Source organism: Vulcanococcus sp. (assembly GCF_044369115.1).
Taxonomy (GTDB): Bacteria; Cyanobacteriota; Cyanobacteriia; order PCC-6307; family Cyanobiaceae; genus Vulcanococcus.
Map to the genome: position 1 here is coordinate 1 of NZ_JBIPMN010000160.1, position 6,054 is coordinate 6,054.

The window sequence follows — 6,054 nt, forward strand, 5'->3', positions numbered from 1 at the left end:
GCTCCGGTGCCACGCTGGTCTGACGCCACACCCCGCCACCCCGTGAGCGAGAAGCCTGTCGCCAAAGCCACTCCTGCCAGCACCAGTGAGGCCAGCAGCCCGAAACGGCAGCGCAAGGGGCCGATCAGCTTTCTGAGCGGATCGCTCACCAGCTTTGGTTTTGGCTGGCTGGCGCTGCAGCTGGCCCAGCGGATCGTGGGCTATTACGCCGAGCATCCGCCCCACTACGACGTGCGCTTTGCCCAGAGCATCGCGGTGTTCATGAAGACGCTGATCGTGGGGATGAGCTTCCTGGCCACCTTCACGTTTGCCTTCGTGGGGCTTGGGCTGTTTTTCACATTCCTGCGCAGCTTGATGCCGGGTTGGAGCGAAGCGGAGCAAACTCCCTAGCCTGGGCTAGCAGAGCCTGCTGAGCGATGACTGCCCACGACCTGCAGCTGCTGGTGCTGCTGCTCTCCCCAGGGATGCTGCTTTCGGTGCTGCTGCTGCTCACCTTTGCTGCAGGCGGCTGAGATAAGTTGGCGCAGCGACCGGCCAGAGCCGGACTGAGTGCTCCGCTGTGGCTGAGACCCTGCTGTTCAACGCCCTGCGCGAAGCCATCGACGAAGAGATGGCTCGCGACCCCCACGTGTGCGTGATGGGGGAAGACGTGGGCCAGTACGGCGGCTCCTACAAAGTCACCAAAGACCTCTACGACAAATACGGCGAGCTGCGGGTGCTGGACACTCCGATCGCTGAGAACGCCTTCACCGGCATGGCCGTGGGCGCCGCGATGACGGGCCTGCGCCCGATCGTGGAAGGCATGAACATGGGCTTCCTGCTGCTCGCGTTCAACCAGATCTCCAACAACATGGGGATGCTCCGCTACACCAGCGGTGGCAACTTCACCATTCCGGCCGTGGTACGCGGTCCTGGTGGTGTGGGCCGCCAGCTGGGCGCTGAGCACAGCCAGAGGCTTGAGGCCTATTTCCATGCGGTGCCAGGCATCAAAATCGTGGCGGTGAGCACCCCCACCAATGCCAAGGGCCTGATGAAGGCCGCCATTCGCGACAACAACCCCGTGCTCTTCTTTGAGCACGTGCTGCTCTACAACCTCAGCGAAGAGATCCCGCAGGGCGACTACATCTGCGCCCTTGACCAGGCCGATCTGGTGAAAGAGGGATCCGACGTGACGATCCTGACCTACTCGCGCATGCGTCACCACTGCCTCAAGGCGGTGGAGCAGCTGGAGAAAGACGGCGTGAGTGTGGAGCTGATCGATCTGATCAGCCTCAAGCCTTTCGATATGGAGACCATCTCGCGCTCGATCCGCAAGACCCACAAGGTTCTGATCGTGGAGGAGTGCATGAAGACCGGTGGCATCGGCGCCGAGCTGATGGCCCTGATCACCGAGCAGTGCTTTGACGATCTTGATTGCCGGCCGGTGCGTCTGTCCTCCCAGGACATCCCGACGCCTTACAACGGCACCCTCGAGAACCTCACGATCATTCAGCCTCATCAGATCGTGGAAGCGGCCAAGGCCCTCAAGAGCGGCCAGGTCTGATCCCCATTCCCTAACCCCCTCGCAACACTGATGGCGCGTCAACAGGGGTGGTTTGCCCTGATCTTGGCTCTCGCGATTGCGGCTGGTGCCGTATTGGCGAGTTTCCCCCTTCAACTCGGGCTTGATCTCAGGGGAGGTAGCCAGCTCACGCTGCAGGTGCTGCCTGCAGGCGCGGTGAAGCAGGTGAAAAGCGAGCAGCTGGAGGCGGTGAAAGATGTGCTCGATCGCCGCATCAATGGTCTCGGCGTGGCTGAATCCACCTTGCAGACAGTGGGCGACGATCAACTGGTGCTGCAGCTACCAGGAGAGCAGGACCCCAGCCGTGCTGCCAAGGTGCTTGGCACCACGGCCCTGCTCGAATTTCGCGCTCAGAAGCCCGGCACTGAGCAGGAGATGACTGGTCTGCTCAAGCTCAAGCGCCAGGCCCAGGCTGTGCTGAACCAGAGCCTTCAGAAGCAGGCCGAGGGCCAGCCCCAACCAGAGATCAAGTCGGAAGAGCTGGCTAAGGCGCTTGATCAGCTCGGAATCCAGGTGCCGGCCGGTAGCAGTGAAACCGAGCAGCTGGAGCAGCTGCTGACAGAAGTGAATCGTCGCATCGTTGAGCTCTACGAGCCCGCCCAGCTCACCGGTAAAGACCTCACCAGCGCCGGCCGTCAGCAGCAACAGACCGGCAGCGGCTGGGATGTGACCCTGGCCTTCAACACCGAAGGCGGCCGCAAATTCGCCGAGCTCACCCAGGGCATCGCCGGCAGCGGCCGACTTCTCGGGATCGTGCTTGACGGCCGCTCGATCAGCGAAGCCAGTGTGGGCCCTGAGTTCAAGCCAGCGGGGATCACTGGTGGAGCCGCCAGCATCACCGGCAACTTCACGGCCGAAGAAGCGCGCGATCTGGAGGTGCAGCTGCGAGGCGGTTCGCTGCCGTTGCCGGTGAAGCTGATTGAGGTCCGCACTGTGGGGCCGTCCCTCGGCGCAGAGAACATCCGCTCCAGCCTGATCGCCGCGCTTTCAGGCCTGGCCCTGGTGGCGGTGTTCATGGTGGTGGTGTATCGCCTGCCTGGTTTTGTTTCGGTGTTAGCCCTCAGCCTGTATGCACTGTTCAACCTGGCGATCTACGCGTTGATTCCGGTCACGCTCACCCTGCCGGGCATCGCTGGTTTCATCCTCTCGGTGGGTATGGCAGTGGATGCCAATGTCCTGATCTTCGAGCGCGTGAAGGAGGAGCTGCGCAGCGGCAACACCTTGATTCGCTCGCTGGATACAGGCTTTTCACTTGCCCTGTCGTCGATCGTCGATGGTCACGTCACCGGCTTGATCAGTTGTGCCGCTCTGTTTGCCCTCGGTACGGGCCTGGTGAAGGGCTTTGCCGTCACCCTGGCGATCGGTCTGGTGCTCAGCTTGTTTACGGCGCTCACCTGCACCCGCACGATCCTGCGCCTGGCAACGAGTTATCCCGGCCTGCGGCGTACCGCTTACTTCCTGCCTGCTGATCAGCTCCCCACCAGCGCCGCCTGATGTCCACCTCAACCCTTCCATCACCTCGCTTCCGCATCAGTCGCTATCGCCGCCTCGCCTGGTGGGGATCGGGCCTGGCCTGCCTACTGAGCGTTGTGGGTCTGGTGCTGTGCTGGCTGAATCCCAGCATCGGTGCGCCGTTGCGACCGGGCCTGGATTTCACAGGTGGCACCCAGATCCAGCTTGAGCGGCAGTGCGGAGAGAGCTGCTCCAACCTCACCTCCGCTGAGATTTCCGCCACTCTCTCCAAGCTCAGCCTGCCGGAGGCCAACGGACAGACCCCGCCCAATCTCAGTGCTGCCGGTGTGCAGGTGCTGGATCAGGGCCGGTCGCTGACGTTGCGCTTGCCCGATCTCAATCCGGAACAGGCCAGTGCGGTTGTTGCGGCTGTGCAGCAACAGGTTGGTGTGCTCAATCCAGCCGCCACTTCTGTGAACACGATCGGTCCGACCCTTGGTGATCAGTTGCTCAAGGGCAGCTTGATCTCGTTGCTGGTGAGCTTCGCGGCCATCGCGGTCTACATCAGTTTTCGTTACGACCGGGTGTTCGCGGCTCTGGCTCTGCTTTGCCTGGCGCACGACGTGCTGATCACCTGCGGCGTGTTCGCCTGGCTCGGGATCCTCGCCGGGATTGAGGTGGATTCCCTGTTTGCGGTGTCGTTGATCACCGTGGCGGGCTACTCCGTGAACGACACAGTGGTGGTGTTCGACCGGATCCGGGAGCAGAAAACTACGCTGCGCGAGTTGCCCCTGAGCGAGCAGGTGGATGTGGCCGTTGACGCCACACTCACGCGTTCCCTCTTTACATCACTCACCACCCTGCTGCCGTTGGTGGCCTTGATCTTCTTTGGAGGCAGCACGTTGTTTTGGTTTGCAGTGGCGCTCACCGTGGGCATCGCCGTGGGCAGCTGGTCGAGCATCGGCATTGCTCCAACGCTGTTGCCGTTGTTGGCGCGACAATGAGGCTTTTGAAGGGCCAGCGTCCCTTGCGGCTGCCTCTGGTTCCCATTGTTCTGGTGCTGCTGGCCCTACTGGATTTGAGGACGGAACTGCAGCTGCTCGCCGATCACTTCACGTTCGCCAGCGTCGCGGAGATTCCCCGCCACCACCCGCTTGCCATCGCTGTACTGCTGCTCACGCCCTGGATGATCCGCTGCAGCCGCTAACGAGCGATCAGAGCCAGCGATCCATGATTTGTTCCACCAGTACACGCTGGGAGAGCACCTGCAGCACGACAACGAGCGGCAGCGCCAGTAGCACACCGGGCAGGCCCAGCAAGGCACCTAGGCTGAGCTGAGACATCAGCGCCACGGTGGGAAGCAGGTTCACCGTGCGGCTCAACAGGAGGGGGGTGAGCAGAAACGCCTCGCCGTTCTGTAACACCAGCCGAAGGATCAGCACTTGCAAGGCCATGGCCGGTGACACCAGCAGCGCCACCGCCAAAGGCAGCAGCGTGGCCACGGTGGGGCCGATCGTGGGCACAAAGGTCAGCAGACCGCAGACCAGGCCACTCAGCAGTGCCAGGGGCACCTTCAGAGCCGCGAGTCCGCCCCAGGTGAGCACAAATACGGCGCTGGCCGAGATCGTCATCCCCGCGAGCCAACCACCCAGCGCTTCGCGACAGGCGCTCAGGAGCTCACCGGCCATGGGCCGGTAGTGGGCGGGGGTTGCCGCCAGCACCAGACGCTGGTGGCTGCGGGGATCGAGCACCAGCAGCAGGGCCAGCAGCACCATCAGCAGCAGCTGAATCGTGCTGTTGGCTGCTCCTCCGGCAAAACCTAGCAACTGCCCACCTGCTCGATCAATTCGGGCAGCAGCAATTCACCCAGCTGCCAGCCCCCCAACAGCAGCAGTGCCACCACAACAACCAGAGCCTGGGGGCGGTTCATCGGTGTGAAGCGCCGCAGCCAGCTCACAGGCACATCCAGGGCCACGGCGAGCACCACGGCACCGAACAGCACCAGCAACACCCAGCGCAGCTCCCAAGCCAGCAGGCCGAGCACCACAAGGGCCAACAAGCCGATCAGGCCGCGCAGGGTCATGGGGTGCGCTGCTGCTGCCAGGGGTCGAGCACATCGTGGATCAACACCTCGCGAATCACCACCTGCAGGCACACCGCCAGGGGCAGAGCCAACAGCAGCCCGAGCGGCCCGAACAGCACGGTGAACAGGAATTGAGCCGCCAGGGTGAGCCCTGGCAACAGATTCACCTGCCGCTGCATCACAGAGGGGGTGATCACATAGCTCTCCAGGTTTTGCACCAGCACGTAGAGCCCAAGCACTGCCAGCGCTTTCCACGGCGACACCAGCAGCGCCACCGACATCGGAAAGATCGTGCTCAAGGTGGGCCCCACATTGGGGATCACATTGAGCAGGCCAGCCAGCAGGGCATTCGCCACCACGAGCTTCACACCCAGCAGCGAGAGGCCGATCCCTGCCAGCAGGGCTACACACAGGGAGCTGATCAGCACACCGCCCATCCAGCTGCTGAGGGCATCGCCGCACAGCAGCAACACCTCGCGCAGCCGCCGCCGGTAGAAGGAGGGAGCAAGCAACACCGCCACCTCCCGGTAGGCGGTGGGGTGCACCGCGATCATCAACGCCACCGCCAGCACAAACAACAGTTGCAGCAGGCCTCCGCCCAGGTTGCCCGCCAGATCCAGCAGGTTCTGCAGCCCTTGACCCAGGGCTTCATTGCTGCTGCCTCCGCTGCCCCAGCTCTGTTTGATCCAATCGAGCGCCTGCTGGCCGTACAGCATCTGGCTGCTCACATCCATCAGCTCCTGCAGCAGCGCGCCAGCGCGATTCGCCGCCAGCGGTAGCTGCAGCAGCAGTTGCTGAAACTGCTCCAGGAACGGCGGTACCACCGCGGCCAGGGCCACAGCCACCAGTACCAGCAAGCCGAACAGGCTGAGCAGTAGCGCCAGCGGGCGGCTGCAGCGAAGCCGCTCCCGCACCACGCCAACGATCGTGCAGAGCGCCATGGCCAGCACGACCGCTG

Annotated in this window: 6 protein-coding genes and 1 pseudogene; 5 read left to right on the plus strand and 2 right to left on the minus strand. The window is 63.3% G+C overall.

What is annotated here, in order from left to right; all coding sequences use genetic code 11:
* Positions 1-42: 42 nt before the first annotated feature.
* The 5 genes from ACIQ2E_RS11615 (at position 43) to ACIQ2E_RS11635 (ending at position 4,220) form a co-directional block, all read left to right on the plus strand.
* Positions 43-390, plus strand: coding sequence for a DUF3082 domain-containing protein (locus ACIQ2E_RS11615; RefSeq protein WP_398330588.1), 348 nt, complete (start codon positions 43-45; stop codon positions 388-390).
* 169 nt (positions 391-559) lie between these two features.
* Entirely contained in the window at positions 560-1,543 is a 984-nt protein-coding gene (locus ACIQ2E_RS11620; RefSeq protein ID WP_398330574.1) for a pyruvate dehydrogenase complex E1 component subunit beta, read from the plus strand.
* A 30-nt stretch (positions 1,544-1,573) separates the two neighbouring features.
* Positions 1,574-3,055 (plus strand): protein translocase subunit SecD, encoded by a 1,482-nt coding sequence (gene secD, locus ACIQ2E_RS11625; protein WP_398330577.1) that lies wholly within the window; start codon positions 1,574-1,576, stop codon positions 3,053-3,055.
* Positions 3,055-4,017, plus strand: coding sequence for a protein translocase subunit SecF (gene secF, locus ACIQ2E_RS11630; protein WP_398330580.1), 963 nt, complete (start codon positions 3,055-3,057; stop codon positions 4,015-4,017). The genes secD and secF overlap by 1 nt, the downstream gene beginning before the upstream one ends.
* A 23-nt stretch (positions 4,018-4,040) precedes the next feature.
* On the plus strand, positions 4,041-4,220 hold the full coding sequence (locus ACIQ2E_RS11635; protein WP_398330583.1) for a hypothetical protein: 180 nt from the start codon (positions 4,041-4,043) through the stop codon (positions 4,218-4,220).
* Positions 4,221-4,227: 7 nt separating this feature from the next.
* Here ACIQ2E_RS11635 and ACIQ2E_RS11640 read toward each other — a convergent pair.
* Positions 4,228-5,096, minus strand: a pseudogene (locus tag ACIQ2E_RS11640) (AI-2E family transporter).
* A partial coding sequence (locus tag ACIQ2E_RS11645) for an AI-2E family transporter (protein WP_398330586.1) occupies positions 5,093-6,054 on the minus strand: 962 nt, incomplete at its 5' end. The gene ACIQ2E_RS11645 and the pseudogene ACIQ2E_RS11640, both read right to left, overlap by 4 nt.